The 19,012-nt window shown below is 70.5% G+C and carries 16 protein-coding genes; 3 read left to right on the forward strand and 13 right to left on the reverse strand.

Annotated elements, in window-relative coordinates; genetic code table 11:
* Nucleotides 1-24: 24 nt before the first annotated feature.
* The 10 genes from FXF52_RS26980 to FXF52_RS27025 form a co-directional block, all read right to left on the reverse strand.
* Entirely contained in the window at nucleotides 25-1,209 is a 1,185-nt protein-coding gene (locus tag FXF52_RS26980; protein ID WP_148801140.1) for a site-specific integrase, read from the reverse strand.
* Entirely contained in the window at nucleotides 1,209-1,451 is a 243-nt protein-coding gene (locus tag FXF52_RS26985; RefSeq protein WP_222870699.1) for a helix-turn-helix domain-containing protein, read from the reverse strand. Before FXF52_RS26985 ends, FXF52_RS26980 begins: the two co-directional genes overlap by 1 nt.
* On the reverse strand, nucleotides 1,448-2,836 hold the full coding sequence (locus tag FXF52_RS26990) for a replication initiator (protein ID WP_370518027.1): 1,389 nt from the start codon (nucleotides 2,834-2,836) through the stop codon (nucleotides 1,448-1,450). The genes FXF52_RS26985 and FXF52_RS26990 overlap by 4 nt, the downstream gene beginning before the upstream one ends.
* 633 nt (nucleotides 2,837-3,469) lie before the next feature.
* Nucleotides 3,470-3,793, reverse strand: a complete 324-nt coding sequence (locus tag FXF52_RS26995) for a hypothetical protein (RefSeq protein WP_148801142.1) — start codon at nucleotides 3,791-3,793, stop codon at nucleotides 3,470-3,472.
* 417 nt (nucleotides 3,794-4,210) lie between these two features.
* Entirely contained in the window at nucleotides 4,211-4,471 is a 261-nt protein-coding gene (locus FXF52_RS27000) for a hypothetical protein (RefSeq protein WP_148801143.1), read from the reverse strand.
* Nucleotides 4,472-4,933: 462 nt separating this feature from the next.
* On the reverse strand, nucleotides 4,934-5,578 hold the full coding sequence (locus tag FXF52_RS27005) for a class I SAM-dependent methyltransferase (RefSeq protein WP_148801144.1): 645 nt from the start codon (nucleotides 5,576-5,578) through the stop codon (nucleotides 4,934-4,936).
* Between the two features lie 162 nt (nucleotides 5,579-5,740).
* Nucleotides 5,741-6,385 carry a response regulator transcription factor gene (locus FXF52_RS27010; protein WP_148801145.1) on the reverse strand — a complete coding sequence of 215 codons (645 nt, stop codon included), beginning with the start codon at nucleotides 6,383-6,385 and terminating at the stop codon, nucleotides 5,741-5,743.
* Nucleotides 6,373-7,605 (reverse strand): sensor histidine kinase, encoded by a 1,233-nt coding sequence (locus tag FXF52_RS27015; RefSeq protein WP_148801146.1) that lies wholly within the window; start codon nucleotides 7,603-7,605, stop codon nucleotides 6,373-6,375. The genes FXF52_RS27010 and FXF52_RS27015 overlap by 13 nt, the downstream gene beginning before the upstream one ends.
* A gap of 97 nt (nucleotides 7,606-7,702) precedes the next feature.
* A complete protein-coding gene (locus tag FXF52_RS27020; RefSeq protein ID WP_148801147.1) occupies nucleotides 7,703-10,213 on the reverse strand; it encodes an ABC transporter permease in 2,511 nt (836 codons plus the stop codon).
* Complete coding sequence (locus FXF52_RS27025; RefSeq protein ID WP_148801148.1) at nucleotides 10,210-10,971, reverse strand: ABC transporter ATP-binding protein; 762 nt, start codon at nucleotides 10,969-10,971, stop codon at nucleotides 10,210-10,212. The genes FXF52_RS27020 and FXF52_RS27025 overlap by 4 nt, the downstream gene beginning before the upstream one ends.
* A gap of 242 nt (nucleotides 10,972-11,213) precedes the next feature.
* Here FXF52_RS27025 and FXF52_RS27030 point away from each other — a divergent pair, with 242 nt between their 5' ends.
* Nucleotides 11,214-13,667: a metallophosphoesterase gene (locus FXF52_RS27030; protein ID WP_187413717.1), complete on the forward strand. Its 2,454-nt coding sequence runs from the start codon at nucleotides 11,214-11,216 to the stop codon at nucleotides 13,665-13,667.
* A 220-nt stretch (nucleotides 13,668-13,887) separates the two neighbouring features.
* On the opposite strand, the gene FXF52_RS41845 is transcribed toward FXF52_RS27030, so the two are convergent.
* Together FXF52_RS41845 and FXF52_RS27040 are read right to left on the reverse strand one after the other, a co-directional pair.
* The gene (locus FXF52_RS41845; RefSeq protein ID WP_187413718.1) at nucleotides 13,888-14,766 is read right to left on the reverse strand and encodes a hypothetical protein; all 879 of its coding nucleotides are present in this window, start codon (nucleotides 14,764-14,766) and stop codon (nucleotides 13,888-13,890) included.
* Nucleotides 14,763-15,476 carry a C40 family peptidase gene (locus FXF52_RS27040; protein WP_187413719.1) on the reverse strand — a complete coding sequence of 238 codons (714 nt, stop codon included), beginning with the start codon at nucleotides 15,474-15,476 and terminating at the stop codon, nucleotides 14,763-14,765. Before FXF52_RS27040 ends, FXF52_RS41845 begins: the two co-directional genes overlap by 4 nt.
* A gap of 366 nt (nucleotides 15,477-15,842) precedes the next feature.
* On the opposite strand from FXF52_RS27040, the gene FXF52_RS27045 reads away from it, so the two are divergent.
* The gene (locus tag FXF52_RS27045) at nucleotides 15,843-16,529 is read left to right on the forward strand and encodes a C39 family peptidase (protein WP_148801151.1); all 687 of its coding nucleotides are present in this window, start codon (nucleotides 15,843-15,845) and stop codon (nucleotides 16,527-16,529) included.
* Between the two features lie 121 nt (nucleotides 16,530-16,650).
* Here the strand turns inward: FXF52_RS27045 and FXF52_RS27050 are convergent, their stop codons facing one another.
* Nucleotides 16,651-18,201 carry an XRE family transcriptional regulator gene (locus tag FXF52_RS27050; protein ID WP_148801152.1) on the reverse strand — a complete coding sequence of 517 codons (1,551 nt, stop codon included), beginning with the start codon at nucleotides 18,199-18,201 and terminating at the stop codon, nucleotides 16,651-16,653.
* Nucleotides 18,202-18,489: 288 nt separating this feature from the next.
* On the opposite strand from FXF52_RS27050, the gene FXF52_RS27055 reads away from it, so the two are divergent.
* Nucleotides 18,490-18,969, forward strand: coding sequence for a hypothetical protein (locus tag FXF52_RS27055; protein WP_148801153.1), 480 nt, complete (start codon nucleotides 18,490-18,492; stop codon nucleotides 18,967-18,969).
* Nucleotides 18,970-19,012 lie beyond the last annotated feature (43 nt).

Consider the following 19,012-nt stretch of genomic DNA (forward strand, 5'->3'; position numbering starts at 1 on the left):
TGACAGCAACCGGTGACAGCAACGTCATTCCGGGGCCTCGTCATCGAGCAGGTCGCCCAGCTGATCCAGCGCCGCCCGCTTGTCGTCCAAGCTCACATGCCCGTAGACCGTCATGGTCATCTCCAACGTGCTGTGCCCCACGATGTCCATAACCGTCCGGGGCGGCACGCCCAGGGCGAGCAGCACGGAGACGCACCCGTGCCGGAGATCATGTAGCCGGATGGCGGGCAGCCCGGCTGCGGCGCATTCAGCCTGAACCAGACGGGTGCAGTTGCGCGGATCCAGCGGAGTCCCGATCGGCGTCGTGAAGACGTAGCCGAGACTCGGCCACTTCGCCCCGAGCGCCAGCCGTTCCGCCTCCTGGCCCCGTTGGTGATCCCTGAGCACCCGGACGACCAACGCCGGCAGCGGCACCGCCCGCGTCGAGCGCTGCGTCTTCGTCGGGAAGGTCGCCAACTGACCCTCCACCCGATGCAGGCTGCGCCGAACCCGCAGGACGCCCGCCTCCAGGTCCACGTCATCCCACCGCAGCCCCAGCGCTTCACTCCGCCGAAGACCCAGCACCGCGAACACCACGAACAGCGCATGCAGCCGGTGATCCCGAGTCGCGTTCAGCAGCGTCCGGACCTGCTGGACCGTCAACGGCTCCCGCTCCTGCTTCGCCGGCCGAGGTGCCCGCACCAGCTTCGCCACATTGCGCGGGATGATCTCTTCCCGCATGGCATCTTCCAGGGCCGCCCGAAGCACCGCGTGCGCCAGCTGCGCCGTCCGCTCACCCACACCATCAGCGGCGAGCGCGGCGAGGAATTGCCGCACGTCTCGGGCACCCAGCTGGCCCAGGCGCTTCCGCCCGAGCTTCGGCACGAGGTACTTCGCGATCAGATCCCGATACGACCGGGCAGTATTCGGCCGGACCCGAGGGGCCGCGACCTGCTCCATCCGCTCTTCCAGGTACCGGGCGACCGTCAGGCCGGCGGGAGCGAGAGGCGCGCCCGCTCGGACCTGCTTGCGGATCTCTACAAGCTTCGTCTCCACCTCCTCCGGCGACCGGCCGTACACGTAGCGACGCGACTCCCCACCGCCCGGCTTCGGCACGAAGTACGCCGCCGTCCACCGACCGTCCTTGCGCAGGTAGATCGAGCCCTCACCGTTGCCCCGCTTGGACCGCCGCGGCTTCCGTTCGGCCGGCGGCTGTTCGTCCCCTGGCATCAGTCGTCCTCCTCGGCTTCCAGACGAGCCACGTACTCCCGCAGGGCAGTTGCCGAAATCCGGCGCGACCCGCCAGCCTTGACCGACCGCAGCTGGCCCGAGCGGATCAGGTCGAAGACCTTGGACCGACCGACGTTCAGGACCCGAGCCACCTGCTCCGGGCGGAGCAACAGCGGCGGCAGGTCATCGGCCGGCAGCTCCCACAGCTGCGCGGGCACCGGACGCACGTCCGAGATAGTCACCGTTCCTCCTTGTCGTGAGCGTCGAGAGAAGTTGCCGAAACATCGGGCGGGTCGGCGGCACGTCTCGCGGCGTCGAGTTGCGCCCGCCATTGGATGCGTTCGGAGATGGCGCGGAGGACCCGGTGGCCGAGGGGTGGGACGTCGGGGTCGGTGGGTTTGGCGAGTTCCCAGGCGTGCCGGACCGTGTCGGAGCCGGCCGGGGCGGTGGTGGCGTCGGTGGTGACGCCGAGCAGGGCCTTGACCCACTCGCGGCGGTCGGCCCGGTGGTCGGCCAGGGTTTTGCCGGACCACTGCCGGGAGATGAGGACGCGTCTGCCGCCGATGCCGAGGGTTTCCCGCTTGTGGACCTTGTTCTTGCAGTTGCCCGGCTTCAACCCGGGCCGGGCCTTCTTGGGTTGGATGCCGTAGAGGAGCCAGTTGGCGCACCGCTCGGAACACGGCGTGTGCCGCAGCTCGGCCCAGAGCCGTTCGAGGTGCGCCCGCTGGCGGCCGGTGGTGACCTGGTGGCAGTCGGCGGCTTGCTTGGTGAGGTACTTGGTGATGTAGCCGACGCACCTGTCTGCGTCCTTGGTGCCGGCGAGGACGCCCTTGGCGTCGACCTGGCTGCCGAAGCGGACGACGTGCGCGGGTTGGGCGTCGGGGTCGGCGTCGACCAGGTCCAGGGCGTCATCCCAGGACGGGAGGAGCCGGCCCGTGGTGGGGTCGGTGTAGCCGCCGGCGGTCGGGTCCCATTGCGGCGCCCTTCCCGGTTTGTAGATCAGCTTGGTGGCGGGTGGCCACCACACCTGGTGGTAGGTGGCGGCGGCGACTTGGCGGACGAGGGCGCGGGGGATGGTGCCGCGCATTGCGAAGTGCGCGTGCGGGGCCAGCCGGCGTTGCGGCTCTACCGCCCCGGCGTATTGGACGTTCCAGCCGACCGCCCGGCGCAGGTTCTGCCAGAACCGATCGAGCAGGCGGGGGAAGTGCACGGCGTCCCAGGCGGCCCGCCGGTAGTCGTACGTGTCGGGGTCGACCGGGGTCCCGTCGGAGTGGACGCGGCCGTAGGAGTCGAGGGTGAAGGTGAGGAACATCGACGGCCGGAACACCTGCCCGCCGTGCCCCTCGAAGGTCCGCCCGATCGTGCGGTTCTCGACGGGCAGGCGGGGCAGGTCCGGGGCGTCCTGCCGCCGCTTGGTCGAGCGGACCCGGCGCTTGCTGTCGCTGTCCTCCGGGTCCTCGGTGGCGTGCGGTGGTGCGGGGCGGCCTCGGAGTCCTTCGGTGGTGATCTGGGCTTCCAGCTCTCCGATCGCTTCGTCCAGGTCGGCGACTTGATCCCACTGCGACGCGCGGGCGGCAACAGGCCCGGCGGGTTCTGGGTCGCCGCCGCCGACCCACGAGCCGCCGATGAGGCGGTTCTTGGAAGCCGGCCTATCAAGGAGGTGACAGCCGCAGCCCTGCTCAGCGACGGTGCCAGCCGCCTCGCTGACCGTTTCGGTCTGACCGACTGGCCCGGGCTACTGGCGATCCTGCACGATCACGGCCCAGCCGACCTGATCCGCCGCGTCCGTGCCGCAGAAGACTCCGACCTCCAAGGCAACCGCTGGCCGCGCGGCAAGACCCACGATGACGCAACCGTCGCCTACTGCGCCCGGCTGCTCGACACGCGTCCGTTGCCGAATTGACCTCTTAAGGATCAAGGCGGCCCGCAAGCGGGCCGCGCCGGCCCGGCCCCGGCCTGCTGGCGACCTCCGGCCGGCATCGGCCGGGCCGGCCGGCCACACTTACGAGTTGCAAGAGCTCGAAGACCTCGGGGCTCCGCCCCGAACCCCGACCCTCCTCAGAGATGCCGCCGCAGATCACCTCGCCGGGCACCACAAGGGCTACCAGCCTTCCCGGACGGGGCCAAGGTCGTTCGTCCGGTAGGGCGCTCCACCTTGTCCCCGTCCGGGAAGGCTGGACGGTCTACGACTGCCCGACGAGGAGATCCGCTTCAACGGCCAGGAGACCCAAGGAACCGCGAGGCCGCGCGGCGCGGGCAACTACCCACCACCGCATCCAACAGCTATATCCAGCACCGACAGTCGTCCCGCCCGGAACGCCGCCACTTGCTCGGCTGTCAGCTCGTAGTACGACAGGAGCGGATCACTCGTCTTCCAGCGGTTGACGTGCACGAAACATCCGTGCCAACTACCGCGACCGATCATCTCGACGTCGGGGAAGCCCGGATCACTCGTTGGAGCGCTGATGACGAGCCCAGGTCCCGACACACGGGCAAGGACATTGTCGTCCGGAGGTCCGACGAAGATCGCGACTGCGGCGCGAACCTCGGCAGGCGCCGTACCAGGATCGATGTAGTCGTGCACTCGCTCGTAACCGCGCACGCTGACCTGGGACACATAGCGTTGAGCCGGGGTCCCAACGGGGTCTCTCAACTTGAGCACGCCGAAGCAGCAGGCGGCGACCGCGACTAACGACAGCAGCCAGGCACGTCGGCGTCGTGAACGCGCGGGGACGCGTCCGTCGGCGGCATCGGCGGACCCAGGCACGACGACACAGTAGGCCAACCGACCCGCGTATGGGTGGGGCGCAAGGTCAATAGCGCTGGACGGACGGACCATGCTGGGCCGTCCACGGGCCAGTAGCCGCGAGGCCCAGCGGTCACGAGCGGGCACGAGATGCCACGGGAGTGGTCGCCACGAGCAGGCGTTTGGGGCATCACGACCAGGTGAGCACGCTCTTCCAAACTGACGATCGCGCCGGTCGGGGGAGTGGGACCCCGCCTACTCGTCGGTCATCGGGTCGAAGTCACCCAGCGTCTCCAGCAACCGGCGGCGAGCAGCCTCAAGGCGCTGCACGTAGTCAGGGCTGAATATGTCGACCAGCGACTTGTCGAGGGTGCCGCTGATGGTGTGCAGCGCAGACCAGACGGCGCGGTCGTCGACCACCTGAGCGAAGGCCCGCGACGACTCCATGCGCTCAAGCCAATCCGAGAGCACCAGCGCCTGGTCGTGGCTCAGTTTGAGGACCACCTCTGCGCTCATCCTGGCAACGTAGCGCAGCCGGATCGACCCACCGCCGATGACCGCCGTTCGGTCGCGGTCAAAGGCGTGGTGACAGCAGCGGGTGACAGCAACGGCGCTGCACGGGTGAAGACGGCTGAGGACACCAATGGGCGTAGGGACAGGGGTGCAAGCCGAGAATGAACTGCGCTGGACGGCCTCGCCGAGGCTACGGATCAGAAGGTTAGGGGTTCGAGTCCCTTCGGGCGCGCAACACATGGAGAAGCCCCCGACCAGCCGAAATGGCAAGGTCGGGGGCTTTCTCGTATCCGTCCGGAGCGGGTTCGGGCGGCTGTGGGAGCCACGCTGGGGCGCCGGCCCGGCCCCGGCCTGCTGTCGACCTCCGGGGCCGGCATCGGCCGGGCCGGCCGGCCACGCTGCGGGACAGATCCGAGAGCGTGCCTCCGGCGGGGATCTCCGGCCCCGGGGCTGGAGGCGCAGGAGCTAGGGCTGGCGGTGCCCAAAGACGATCCCCGCTGGGGCACCTTCAACCGAGGTGAGAGTCATCTGTGCCGTAACTGTGAATCCGGCATCGCGGAGCCAGGCCGCCACTTGGGCAGGCTGGCGACGGTGGACGTACAACTTCATCGGGTGGCCGCCGTAGCCCTGCGTCTTGAGCCGCGACTCGTCCCCGACGTGGAAGCCAAGCAGCAGCGGGCCACCGGGACGCAACACCCGCCGAAACTGCGCGAAGACCGAGCCGACCTCGTCGTCGGGGACATGAATCAGCGAGTACCAGGCGATGAGGCCGGCGACTGAGGCGTCGGCGAGATCGAGGTCTGTCATGGAGCCCACCTCGAACCTCAGCCTGGGGTAATCACGACGAGCCACATCGATCATGCCTGGCGAAAGATCAATCCCAAAGGCATCAACGCCGAGCCCACACAAGAGAGCGGTGATGTGCCCCGGTCCGCAGCCCACGTCGGCGACTGGCCCGCCGCCGGCGACCTGAACGAGGTCGGCGAACAGAGCCAGAATCGCCCGTTCGTAGGGCAGGTCAGCTAGCAGGCCGGGCACGCGCTCTGCGTAACTGGCAGCGACTGTGTCGTAGGAGATGCGGGTGTCAGCCAACCAGGTTCCGACTGTCATGACCAAACACGCTAAATCAGCGAACAGACGGGCCATCCACAGCTGACAGTGTGGGAGCCACCGGGGCGGACTGAACCGGACGTGACGGCGCAGCCCGGAATGCGCCGCGACGGCCACAGCATCTGCCGTCCCGGCCCAGCCCGCGCAGCCCGGCTCGGACGTTCAGGCGTTGAGGTACGCCAGGACCGCGCGGACCCGGCGGTGAGCGTCGTCGGCCGGCGGCAGGTCGAGCTTGGCGAAGATGTTCGTGATGTGCTTCTCCACCGACACGGGCGCCAGGACCAGCGCCGCGCAGATCGCGGAGTTCGACAGGCCCTGTGCCATCAGGTGCAGCACCTCCCGCTCGCGCGGGGTGAGCCCCTCAATGCCGTGCTTGCGGCTGCTCCGGGTGAACAACTGCCGGACCACCTCGGGGTCCAGCACCGTCCCACCCTCGGCGACCCGCTCGACGGCGTCGAGGAAGTCGTCCAGGGCGGTGACACGGTCCTTGAGCAGGTAACCGACGCCACCCCGCCCGTCGGCGAGCAGGTCCGTGGCGTAGGCCCGCTCGACGTACTGCGACACGATGAGGACCTTGGCGTCCCGGTCGGCGGAGCGCAGCCGCAGTGCCGCCCGGAGACCCTCGTCACGGAAGCCGGGTGGCAGCCGGACGTCGACGATCGACAGGTCCGGCCGGTGCTGTTCGACCGCGGCGACAAGCGCGTCAGCGGAGTCGACCGCCGCCACGACGGTGTGGCCGGTATCGGTGAGCAGGCGGATCATGCCTTCCCGGAGCAGGAGGAGGTCTTCGGCGATCACGATGCGCATGGCAGCTCCGCGTGCAGGACGGTGGGCCCGCCGGGCGGGCTGGACAGGGTGAGGGCGCCGTCGAGGGCCTCGACGCGGCGACGCAGGCCGTCGATGCCGGCACCGTGCGGGTCCGCGCCGCCGCGGCCGTTGTCGGTCACCGCGACGTTGACGGTGCCCCCGGTACGCCGGACGTCGACGACGCCGGACGTCGCACCGGAGTGCTTCGCGGCGTTGGTGAGGCCCTCGGCGACGACGAAGTACGCCGCCGACTCCACCGCGGCCGGATACCGCTGGTCGGTGTCGCCGCGCAGCTCGACGGCGAACGGACTGTCGCCGGCGAGGGCGGCGAGCGCGGCGTGCAGGCCGCGGTCGGTGAGGATCGGTGGGTGGATGCCGCGGACGAGGCGGCGCAGCTCGGCGAGGGCGTCGTCGAGCTGGCGGCGGGCGAGCGCGACGTCGGGTTCGGCGTCGCCGTTCGTACGCAGCTTCCGCGCGGCCAGGGCGAGCGTCATCCCGGCGGCGACGATGCGGGCCTGCGCGCCGTCGTGCAGGTCGCGTTCGATGCGGCGCAGCTCGGCGGCCTGGGCATCGACGACCCGCCGGCGGGTCTGCGCCAGGTGCTCGGCCTGCTCCACCAGCCGGCGATGTTCGCCGGGAGCCAGCAGGGCGCGGGACAGCCGGGCCGGGCCGGCGGCGAGCGTGCCGATCAGCCACGCCACCAGCGGGAGGAGCAGCAGGCCGAGCACGGCGAGTCCGATGCGGCCCGGGGTGGTGGTCATGAGCGGCCGCATCGGGAACGGCGCGCGCGGGTTCGGTACCGCCCACGCCCATGCCGGCGCGACGATCGCGGCCAGGTCGACGACCGCGACGACGACGCCGGCGATACCGGTGACGAGCCCGACCGGCAGCAGCAGGACCAGCCAGGCGACATCCCGCCAGGTCGCCGGCTGGGCGGCGACGGCGACGACCCGGCGTTTGATGGTGTCGCCGGTGACCGGCACGTACGGCGCGGGGATGGGCGTGCCGAGCACCCAGCTGGCCCGCCGCCGTTCGACCCCTGCGAACGTGCGGGTGACCCGGGCAGCGCCGAGGAACGCGGGACCGCCGAGGTGGGTGACAGACAGCAGGACGACGACCAGGGTGGCGGCGAGACTCCAGGCGAAGCCGGCGGCGCCCGCGAGCGGGCCGGTGGCCAGGTAGGCCAGTGCCGCACCGCTTCTCATGATCGTCTTGCCCATCGCCGCCGATGTTAGCGGTGGCACCCGGCACTCCCTCCGTCGTGAGCGGACCGCGGTGCGGTGGCACCCGTCCGGGTGCCACCGCAGTACCGCACGGTCAGACCTGTGTCGCGAGGCTGCGTCGGCGCACCATCAGCCGCGTCGGCAGGACACCGGCGAGCAGCCCGAGGGCGGCAACGCCGCCGACCATCACCGCGTGCGTGCCGGGCTCGACGATCCACCGCAGGACCCCGTCCTGGGCGGCGCTGAACGCGCCCACCACGATCCCGGTCACCGCCGAGCCGAGCAACAGCCCGACGATGACGGTCACGAGGGCCTCGCCGCCGGCGAGCCGCTGCAGCTGCCGGGCCGTCGCGCCGACGAGACGCAGGTCGGCGTACTCGCGGCGGCGCGCCGCCGCGGCGATCGCGAACGTGTTGACCACGGCGATCGCGGTGAACCCGAGCGAGATCACGACCATCAGCTCCCATGCGCCCTGCTGGTTCGACGCGTCACCGGCCGGTGCGGCGTCGAGCGCCGGCACGAGCCGCAGCGCCGGGAACTCGGCGTGGATCCGCTCGGCCGTGCCCGGGGCGTACCGCAGGCCGACCGTGCGGACCAGGCCCCGCGGGTCGTGCGCCGCCACCAACCCGGCCGGGAGCACGAGCTCGCCGAAGCCGCGCGCCCGTCCGTACACCATGGAGAGCCGCAGCTGGACCTGTTTCCCGTCGGGCAACCAGAGCGGAACCCGGTCACCGATCCGCCAGCCGTACTGCCGGACGAGCGCCGCGCTGGCGGCGAACCCGTCGGCGGTGAGCGCCCCCGCGCGGACGTCGAGGTCGAGCGCGGTGTCCGGGCCGCCGACGAGGAGGCCCTGAGCCGGGTAGTCCTCCGGCTTGCCGCCCTGCGCGACGATCACCCGGGTCGGTAGCTGCGCCGCCACACCGGTCACGCCCGGCACGTCGGCCAGGCGGCGCGCCGTGTCCAGCGGCAGGCCGCCGTCGCCGGTCACCTGCGCGGTCGCGGGCGCCTCGCGGGCCACCTGCTCCTGCCCCGTGAGCCGGCTGAGCAGGGCGCTGTTGAGCAGCATCACGGTGTTGATCGCGAACATGAGCACGAGCGGGACGGCGACCGCGGCGACCCGACGGTGCTCGGTGCGGGCGATGAGCCCGCCGAGGCCGAACGGTCGAGCGACGACGGCGGCCAGCAGCCGCACGAGGAGCGGCCCGACGGCGGCGACCGCACACAGCAGCAGGGCGGAGGACACGAAGCTCATCCCCATGCCGAGCGGGCCGTCCAGCGGCACGAACGAGAGCACCCCGACCGCGCCGGCCGCCGTGACCAGCGCGACGAGCGCCCGCACGAAGGTTCCGCTGGCCGGTGCGGTGGCCGTCTCCACGAGCGCCTGCGTCGGCGCGATGCGTACCGCCCGCCGCCCGGCGATGCGGGCCGCGACGAACGTGACCAGGACGCCGGCCACCGCCGCGAGCAACAGCACCGGCACGTTGACCCGCACCGTGAACTGCGCCGGAACCGCGCCGAGGGTCATGAACCGCGCGGCGACGACCTCGGCGAAGAGCACGCCGAGCGGTGCCGCCGGCAGCGCGGCGAACCCCGCGAGCACCGCGCTCTCCACGCCCAGCAGCCGCCGCAGCTGTCCGGGCGTGGCACCGATCGCGCGCAGCAGTGCCAGCTCGCGCAGCCGCTGTCGCACGCTCAGCGTCACGGTGCCGGTGAGCACGAACACGGCCGCGAACGCGGTGATGCCGATGACGAACCCGAAGATCGAGATCGGGCCGATGTAGTCGGGCAGCGCGCCGGGCAGGTCGGCCCGCACCCGGTCGTCCCCGGCGAGGACCTGTGCGTCCCCCGCGACGGCGTGGACCCTGGCGCGCAGCGCCGCCACGTCGGTGCCCGGCGCGCCGAAGACGCCGACGGCGGTCGGCCCGGCGAGACCGGACACCGCGGCGACGTCGCCGTCGGCGAGAAACAGTGCGCCCTGCGCCGGCAGGCCGTCCCGGCCGGCCGGCGCGGCGATGCCGCTCACCCGCAGCGTCCGCGTCCCGGTCCGGGTGGTGACCCGCAGCTCGTCACCGACGCGGACGCCACCGCGGGCGGCCACGTCGGCGTCGAGCACGACCTCACCGGTGCCGGGCGGACGGCCGGTCCTCATCGTGTACGGGGTGAGCGTCGCCGACACCCAGCCGTGGCCGATGACGGGCGCGTCGTCAGCCCCCCGCAGTGCGCGGCCGTCCCGGGCCGTGACCTGGACGGGGAACGCGGCGTCGGCGACCACCCCGGCGACCCCGGGGACCGCGGCGATCCGGCCGGCGAGGTCCGCCGGCAACGTGCCGGCACCGGTCAGCCGCTCGCTCTTCACCTTCCGCTTGACCTTGCTCTTGCCCTCCTTCTTCTGCTTGGTCGTCACCGTCTCGAGGCTGATCTCCCGGTCACCCGCCACGGCGAGGGTGGTGGCGGCGAACCGGTCCGCCGGCGGCTCGGCGATGAGGACGGAGTACAGCAGCAGGCCGCCGCCGGCGAGCAACGCAACGGCGAGGACCGTGGCGAGGAACGTGCCGACGTACGCGCCGCGGTGCCGGCGCAGGGTGGCGATCGCGAGCCGGATCATCGGTTGCTCCCCACGCTCGCCACGGCACGGCCGTTGGTGACCGCTGTCATCTGTGCGGCGACCTGCTCCGCCGACGGGGCGGCCAGCTCGGTGGTGATCCGGCCGTCAGCGAGAAACACGACCCGGTCGGCCCGGGCGGCCGCCGCCGGGCCGTGCGTGACCATCACGATCGTGGTACCAAGATCGGCCACCGCCTCGCGCAGCAGGTCGAGCACCTCACGGCCGGTGGCCAGGTCAAGGGCGCCGGTCGGCTCGTCGGCGAAGATGACCTCCGGCCGGGCGGCGAGCGCCCGGGCCAACGCGACCCGCTGCCGCTGTCCGCCGGACAGCTGCGCCGGACGGTCCTGTTCGCGTCCGGCAAGACCGACGCGCCGCATGACCTCCCGCGCCCACGCCCGGTCCGGTCGCACCCCGGCCAGCCGCTGGGGAAGCAGGACGTTGTGCCACAGCGACAGCGAGTCGAGCAGGTTGTACGACTGGAAGACGAACCCGACCAGGCGCCGGCGGGCCTGGGTCAGCTGCGGCTCGCGTAGCTGACCGATCTCCTGGCCGGCCAGGAGCACCTTTCCCGAGTCCGGTCGGTCCAGCCCGGCCGCGCACTGCAGAAGGGTGGACTTGCCCGAGCCGGACGGGCCCATCACCGCGTTGAACGTCCCGGCGGCGAACCCCACCGACACCCCGTCGAGCGCGCGGACCCCGGCGCCACCCGAATACGTCTTCGTTACGTCGAACAGCTCGACGGCCATCGTGCTTCGCATGCCGATCAGCGTCGTGGATCGCGGCTGAGCAGGGCACACGGTCGACCATGCTCTTCGGTGGTAGGGCAGGCCCTACCACCGGCGCGATCCCGAGCGCCCCCGCGCCCGGCATCCGACCTGCCGCTATGCGCCGTGCCTGGTCAGGGGCCAGCCCGTTCCGGTTAGTGCCGGGTTCATGGGGCGCTCACCGCGACCGCCTAGCGTCCGGCGTCGTTGATCGCGACACTGCCAAGGAGTTGGGCGTGCAAGTCACACGGAAACTCGGCATCACACTGACCTCGGTCGCCGCGCTGATCTTGTCGGCGGGGCTCGCCAGCGCGGCGGGCGCGGCCGGTGGCGAACTTGAGCGGATCACCCCGCCGGTCGATGCGAATCACCCGCCCCAGGATCGCCTGGTGCTCGCCGTGATCGGGGACTACGGCGGCTGCGGCGTCGACCGGACCTGCGCCGAGGAGTACCAGGTCGCGGACATGGTCCACTCCTGGAACCCGGCGGCCATCCTCACCACCGGCGACAATACCTATCAGCAGGGCCTGCCCGAGGAGGTCGTCAAGGCCCAGGCGCCGTACAAGGCGGACATCGACGCCGGCAAGATGTTTCCGATCATGGGGAACCACGACTACGGCAACGGCTGCTCGCCGGAGAGCGTCCAGCCGAGCCTGGACTACTTCAAGGTTCCGGCCGCCTACGTCGCCGGCTTCGGCAACGGGCTGCTCGACTTCGTCAACCCCGACGCCAACTGTCAGACGGCCACGGGCAGCACGAAGCCGCCGATCTATGACGCGTACCGCAACACGCTTACGAACAGCGTGGCCGCCTGGAAGGTCGTCGGCGGCCACCAGCCGATCTACTCCTCCGGCAAGGCCGGCAACAACCTGGACCGCGCGTGGCTGATGACGCCCGGCGTGGATCTGATCCTCGCCGGCCACGATCACCACGCGGAGCACATCGAGACAGCCGACGGCTACCACATCGCCATCTCCGGCAACGGTGGTGCCGGCCTGACTCCGCTGTTCAGCGTCGCGCCGGGCAGCAAGTTCCGCGATGCCGCGCACTTCGGGGCGATGCGGCTGACGGTGACCCCGGACTCGCTGAAGGCGGAGTATCTGTCCCTGCCGGGCACCGTCGACTACTACTTCCTGCTGAAGAAGGACGCGCAGGGCCGGGCATACCTGGCCGAGCGGTCGGACTGGACCGACCCCAACCCGGACCCGGGCGGGAACCCGATCCCGAACAGGTACACGGTCTCGTTCGACGTCGCGGCGGACAAGGCCGACGGGCTGACCTACCAGAACTATGAGGACGGCCCGTACGTGACCACCGAGGTCGACGGCCGCCGGGCGCTGGAGCTGCAGAAGAATCCCTTCGGCGGCGCCAACCAGTTGTACATGTTCGTCGACGACGCGGCGATCTCCGGCGGGCCGTACCAGGTCAAGGCCACGATCAGCTACCGCTCCGCGGTCACCGGCTCCTTCGCACTCCAGTACGACTCGCAGCAGAGCGGCTCGGCCTACCAGCGCTCGACGGCCGTGACGATCGACGCCGGCCAGGTCAACCAGTGGCAGACGGCCACCATCGACATTCCCGACGTCCGGTTCAGCAATCGGCAGAACGGTGGCGCGGATCTGCGGCTGAACGCGAATGCCAACCTTCCGCTCGTCATCTCGGGTGTACGCATCGACGTGGTCCCGCCGACTCCTCCGACGACCCGGGTCTCGATGGACTTCTCCGGTGAGCCCGACGGACTGACCTGGATTCCGTACGAGAGCGGCCCCGCGCATGAGATCGTCGTCGACGGTCGGCCTGCCCTGCAGGTCGACAAGAACACGTTCAACTCCGGCAACAACCTCTACCTCGCCGTCGACGACCGCTACCTCACCGGCGGCCCGTACGACGCCACCGCCACCATCGAGTACCGCTCGCCGGTCGCCGGCTCGTTTGTCCTCCAGTACGACTCCGCGGCCACCGGGTCGGCCTACCAGAGCACGCCCCGGGTGAGCATCACCGCCGCGATGGTCAACACCTGGCAGACGGTGACCCTCGACCTGCCGCAGGTGATGTTCCGGAATCGGCAGAACGGCAACGCCGACATGCGGATCGTGGGCGCGAACAACCTGCCCCTCATCATCGGCTCGATGAGCGTGCAACTCGCCGACAACCAGGCGCAGCTGCTGAAGGCGGCGCAGGACGCGGTCGCCGCGGCCGAGGCCGACCCGTCGGCGGAGACGATCACCGCCGCCGAGACGGCCATCGCGAAGGTCACCGACGCTGCCCAGGTCGCGGCGTTGAACCAGCGGCTGGCGGTCGTGAAGCTCCTCGTCCAGGCCCGCGACCTGCTCGACGGGATCGCCGCAACCGAGCTGACCGACGCCGAACGGATCGACGCCGCCGTCACCGACCTCGCTGCGGCGGCGGCGATCCTGGATCAGGTGCCGGCCGACCGGCAGGGCGACCTGCCGGAGCGGGTGGGTGCGGCGAAGCGCCGGATCGCCGACGCTGTCGCCCGGTTCTTCGCGGCGCCCATCCAGGGCAAGCCGGGACCGGTCAAGCGGCCCTGGCTGGACCTGGTCATCTCCGACACGTACGACCGGTTCGGTGCGACCGACCTGCACGACCGGGTGATGTCGATCGTGCGGAGCCACGCCACCGGCCAGCAGGTCACGGTCGCCATCAACGAGTTCCTCGCCGCCAGGTAAGCGGCAGAGGTCCGCATCGGTTCGGGCGTCGTCGCCGTCCCGAACCACCCGAAAACCGGCCTCCCCGGGCCCGCGGTTCGCGGGCCCGGGGCGGCTTCACGCCCTGGTCGGTGGCGCGGGTAGCGCCGGTTGGTCAGCGACGCTCAGTTCCGGCGGCTCCGGGGGATCGCACCTGCTGCCCGCCACCGCCCCGCATGGACGGCGTCGACGTTCTCTTCCATCAGCAGGCCGTGCCGGCAGACCCGTCGCCATCCGGCCGGTGGTCAGGGGCCGAGCCCTTTGGTCTTGAGCCGCCGGCTTGGCCGGCGTCCGTAGCCACGCCAGCCCGGGCCGGGCCGGCCGGCTCCACCTGTCCGGGCCGGCCGTCGTCGGCCTTGGGGTCGATGGACACGATCCGCCCGCCGGGCGTATCGGTATCCAGGCATTCGTCGGTCGGAGCGCTCTCCTGCTGGTCGTCGCCGGCGCAGGCCTCCGGCGATTCGTCACCGGCCGGTCGCCCGTTCCCGTCGTCGTCGGTGCTGGACTCGTCGTCGGTGCTGGACTCGTCGTCGGTGCTGGACTCGTCGTCGGTGCTGGACTCGTTGTCCGTGCTGGACTCGTTGTCCGGTGCGGACCCGTCGCTCGGCTCATCCTCGGTGGTCGGGTCGTCGGTGGTGCTGTCGGTGGTGGGGCCGTCGGCCGTGCTGTCCGTGGTCGGGTCGTCCGTGGTGGGGTCGTCGGTCGTGCCGTCCGTGGTCGGGTCGTCCATGGTCGGGTCGTCGGTCGTGCTGTCCGTGGTGGGGTCGTCGGTGGTTGGGTCGTTGGTGGTCGAGTCGTCGTCGGTGGTCGTGGTTTCGTCGTCGGTTGGTTTCTCGTCGTCGATCGTCCGGTCGCCGTTGGATTCGTCTCCGGTGACCGGCGCATCCTCGGTCTCTTCGTCGGCGCAGTGGGGACCCTTCTTGTCCGGCTGCGCCTCATCGGTACGACAGGACGCCGGCCGGGGGGCCTTTCCGTCGCATCCGGGACTTGCCGCCGCGAGTCCGGCGGTGATGCTGATGCCACCCGCGATCAGTGCCATGGCGAACAGCAACGGGAGCCACTTGTGCGGGGACCTTCTCATCGCAGCCCCACAGCGGTGCTGTCGCCGATGACGACGAGGACCGGCTGGTCCGTCGATTGCGAGTCAGAAGGCGAGGTGGTCGGCTCTGGTCGGTGCCGGTTGTCCTCGTTCTTGTCCCGGCCGGTCGGCGAATTGGCCCGGGCAAGAGACGGACGGACAGCGCGGCTCTTCATGTACGCCCGGTAGTAGTTGTTGAGGGCCACCTTCTTGACCATGCCGGCGCCGCTCGACGCATGAATCATCTTGTTGTTCCCGGCGTAGATGCCGACATGGTCGATCTCCCCGCCGTCCCAGTTGAAGAAGATCAGGTCACCCGGTCGCAGTTCCTTCGTCGACACGGTCAGGTGTCGGTCCTTGCCATAGTCGTACTGCCCCTGGGCGGTGGTCCGTGACCATGAGAAGCCCGCCTTTCGATAGGCCCAGTACGTGAGGCCGGAGCAGTCGAAACCGGACGGCTTGTGCCCACCCCACACGTACCGGTCTCCCACGCGCTCGGCGGCGAAACAAACCGCTCGTTCGCCGAGGCTGCCGTCGCAAGAGCTGCTGGCGGCGCTCGCCAGACTGGAAACGCCGCCGATCGTCCCGGCGATCAACAGAAATGCGACGAACAGTTTTACGGCTGACGAGAATCCGGCCCGATTCAGGAGATCGATCACGGGGGTACGGCTGCGGCGCGCAGCACCGGCATCGGCCGTGAGAATTGTTTCCACGCTGTCCTCCACAAGAGACTGCCAACTGGCCCGATCCAGTGCACCGAATCACTGATCGTCCCGCCACCGATCCGGTTGTCCGGGACGGCCCCGGGCAGCAGATGCCGCCGCCGCGGAATTCGTACGGCAGCTCGGACCAGGGCGAACGTCCTGTCCTGGTTCGCCCCGGACAACTGGTCTCCGGCCGGGACGAAGTGCGGAGGATCGCCTTTCCAGATATCCGTCCTGGTCATTCCCGTACGCCCGATCGGCTGGTCGGACACGTCGCTATCGGCTGGGCTGTAGGGGCTGTCGCGCGGTGCTGTCCGCAATGGATTCGGGCGCCATCGGCGACGAAACAGCCGATTACAGTGAGGAGAGATCGACATGAGAGGCTCATCGCCGCTCGCGCTCTATCGAAGCCGGTTCGGCGCGCTCGCACTCGCGTTCGTCGTCATCGCCGGCCTGCTGATCGCCGGCGTCCAGTTGGCCAGCGCCGCCCCCGCAGGGAAATGGCACCTGGTGTCCATCTCCGGATACCAGCAGCAACGGTCGACCTGGTGTGGCCCGGCGGCCGGCCAGACGCTTCTCTCGGCGTTCGGCGTCAGCGTCAGGCAGAGCGCGCTAGCCAAGGAGATGGACGCGGGGGACACGTTCGGCACCTGGCCGTGGGACATGGACGGCCCGATCAACGCCCAGCTCAAGAAGAATGGGCAGCAGACGCGGTACAGCTACCGTGCCGGGGCCGGTACGTGGGAGCTCTACCGGTGGGCGAAGAAGGGGGTGGACCAGAACGCACCCTCGATCATCCTCGTGAAGTCGCAGAACATCTGGTACCCGGGCGCCTCATTCGGTACGGGCCACTATCTGGTGATCTACGGCTACAACGACAACCTCGTCGTCAACGTGCGTAAGGCCGACGGGACGAGCCAGCGCAAGTCCTACGGGAAGGTCTACAAGGTCTACGACCCGTGGGACGGGGGCTTCCACACTCTGGCGGCCAAGGACTGGGGCACCGACGGAAAGAACGTCGGCTATCCAGGCGGAAAGGTGATCGTCCCGAGCAACGTGTGAATCGGCGACCAGAGAAATGCGGGAGGGTGCTGAGCGCCCTCCCGCATTTCGTGTGTCCCTCGCCGGCTCCGCGTCCCGGCCGCCTACCCGAGGCACCGCCGAGGAGTGGCCGGTACGCCGGTCAGCGTCGTTGGACGGTGAAGGTCTGCGCGAGACTGCCGGTACAAGGGGTCTGGATCAGTTGAGCCCCCACGTCCCGGTGCTCGCCGTAGACGCCGATGCAATAGTCCTTGCCGGGTACCGAGCGCACCCGGTAGCCGCCGGCCGGACCGGTGAGCGGCTCGAAGGTGAAGGTCTGGTCGGCCCGCCCTGAGCTGCAGTCGTCGCCGGTCAGCAGAACGCCGTCGCCACGCCCGCCGTAGTCGATCGTCGCGCACCCGATCCCGTACTGGGGATGGTCGAGCTTGATCCGATAGACGTTGCCGGACACCCGTTCGAGGATGATCGGCGGTGCCGCCGAGGCGCAGGAGTGCTGGCCCAGCACGATCCGGCCGGACGGTTTGTAGAGCTCCGGCCCTTCGCCCACGCACAGCCCGGTGTGCGCCACGCGCAGCCGTACCGGCCCCACCGCCGGCCCGGCGGCTGGTCCGCCGGTCGCTGCCTTCGTCGGCGACGGCCCGCCCGTGCTCGGCCTGGGTCGTGGCGCGGCCGACCGGGACGGGCTCGCGGAGGGGGACACGGCGACCGAGGGTACGGCCGCGGGCAGGGTCTCGGGCTCGTCGACCGGCAGCTCCGCCTTGCTGCCCGAGTCGGCCGCCGTTTCGGGCGAGTCGCGAAGGGCTCGGGCGATCACCGCTACCGCGATGGTGGCCATGACCAGGACGAGTACGCCGGACAGGACCCGGCTCGCCCAACCGGTCCGGTACATGATCGGCGGGATCAGCCAGCGGAACCCGGCGGGCCGGGGCACATCCTCCGCAGGGTCGTGCCGGTGCATCCCGACCCACCGCTCGTCCGTCCGCTCCGCGGCCACGTTCGCCAACCGGCCGGCGGACGCGGGGAGGGCGGGCTCCTGACCCCCCGAACGCGGCTCGGTCCGCCCACTGCTGGCCGGTTGGGCGGCCGACGGCTCCGGTCGGGTGCCGCCGGCCGCCGACAACCCCGACGCCTCCGACAGCAGCACCGACTCCAGCACCGCTTCCAGGACGGGCAGCCGTTCTGCTTCCGGCCGAGGGTCCGGGCGTTCCGCCGTCTCATCGGGAACATGCTGCTCTGGAACGGCCGTATCGGGTGCCGGCCCAGGCGGGAGATCGGCTTGCCGACCGGCGGCCGGTCCCGGCTCCGAGTTGCCCACTGGCGCCGCCGGAACAGCCTCCCGCGCCGCTTCGGCGGCGAGTCGTTTCCGCGTGGCCAGCCACGACGCGGCTGTGGCCTGGTCGAGACCGCAGGCCCGGACGAAGGCGGTCACCAGCGCCTCTCGAGGCAGATTGTTCCGCCCCAGCACCGAGGCGATCGTGCTGTGTGGCAGAACCTCCCCGACCGCCTCCGCCTGGCGCTGCAACTGGCGGAAGGTAAGGCCGGACCACTCCTTCAACGCCCGCATCGCGGCGACGAACTCGGCGGGGGAGGCCGCGGAAAAGGGATCCGGGGCCGACCCGCCTCCGGGATGGACCTCCTCGGCGCCGTTGCTCTCTTTCGGCGTCTGTCCGTCGTCCAAAGCGTGGTCCTCCATCAGTCCACTACGGACGGCTGCGGTCTCGGTCCGCGAGAGTACACCCGAATGACACTGCGCGTGGTGCAGGTGGCTCTCTGCCCTGGTCAGGGAGGCGCGTGCCGGGCCGGAGCGGTCCCGGACCGCACCGACCACCGCACCGGAACGGTGGACAGGTGGTCGGGACTGGCCGGTACGCGGTTACGGCTAGTGATGACGACTGGTACGCGGTTGCCTGAGTGACGTCGCCGAACGGCAGGCGCCCCGGGCGGTGGCGACGTGTCCTCTCTTCTGAACGCAAGGAGCACCATGATCGACATCATCAAGCGTCGGATGCTTCCGCTACTGATTGCGCTGCTGGTCGTCGGTGGCGGGGTCGCCGCGGTCGCCGGCATCAGCCAGGCGAACTCCAGGAGCGACGGTCCCTCGATGGGAATGCCGTACTTCCTGTATGAGAAGGGCGCCGGACTGATGGGCCCGTGTGGGAAGCACGGCTTCGTCCGGACCGCCGGAACGGTGAGCCTGCCCAACCGCCACTATGAGACCAAGCTGCTGACCAAGCGGTTCGACGGCAGCGTCACGGAGCGGGAGTTCTACGACTACCGTGGCTTCTCCTCCGCGTACCGGTTCCTGTACTGCAAGAACAGCAAGTTCATGTACCGCTACTACGGAAAGACCCAGGTCCACCGTGAATACGTGTGCACCAACCACGTCAACGAAGGCGGTTGGCTCCGGATCGGCTGCGGCTTCACGTCCGGCTGGAAGGCCGGCTGGCGGAGCAAGCGGTAACTGACCCCACGTCTACGGGGAGGTCCGGCCGGGCCCACTCGTG

Origin of the sequence: Micromonospora sp. MP36, assembly GCF_008119785.1 — a bacterium.
GTDB lineage: Bacteria > Actinomycetota > Actinomycetes > Mycobacteriales > Micromonosporaceae > Micromonospora.

Excerpts from the sequence above, each read along its gene's own strand:
- FXF52_RS27025 (WP_148801148.1), bottom strand. The coding sequence starts at position 10,971 with ATGCGAAGCACGATGGCCGTCGAGCTGTTCGACGTAACGAAGACGTAT.
- FXF52_RS27045 (WP_148801151.1), top strand. The coding sequence starts at position 15,843 with ATGAGAGGCTCATCGCCGCTCGCGCTCTATCGAAGCCGGTTCGGCGCG.
- FXF52_RS27015 (WP_148801146.1), bottom strand. The coding sequence starts at position 7,605 with ATGGGCAAGACGATCATGAGAAGCGGTGCGGCACTGGCCTACCTGGCC.
- FXF52_RS27000 (WP_148801143.1), bottom strand. The coding sequence starts at position 4,471 with ATGAGCGCAGAGGTGGTCCTCAAACTGAGCCACGACCAGGCGCTGGTG.
- FXF52_RS27020 (WP_148801147.1), bottom strand. The coding sequence starts at position 10,213 with ATGATCCGGCTCGCGATCGCCACCCTGCGCCGGCACCGCGGCGCGTAC.
- FXF52_RS41845 (WP_187413718.1), bottom strand. The coding sequence starts at position 14,766 with ATGAGAAGGTCCCCGCACAAGTGGCTCCCGTTGCTGTTCGCCATGGCA.
- FXF52_RS27005 (WP_148801144.1), bottom strand. The coding sequence starts at position 5,578 with ATGACAGTCGGAACCTGGTTGGCTGACACCCGCATCTCCTACGACACA.
- FXF52_RS26980 (WP_148801140.1), bottom strand. The coding sequence starts at position 1,209 with ATGCCAGGGGACGAACAGCCGCCGGCCGAACGGAAGCCGCGGCGGTCC.
- FXF52_RS27010 (WP_148801145.1), bottom strand. The coding sequence starts at position 6,385 with ATGCGCATCGTGATCGCCGAAGACCTCCTCCTGCTCCGGGAAGGCATG.
- FXF52_RS27050 (WP_148801152.1), bottom strand. The coding sequence starts at position 18,201 with ATGGAGGACCACGCTTTGGACGACGGACAGACGCCGAAAGAGAGCAAC.
- FXF52_RS27055 (WP_148801153.1), top strand. The coding sequence starts at position 18,490 with ATGATCGACATCATCAAGCGTCGGATGCTTCCGCTACTGATTGCGCTG.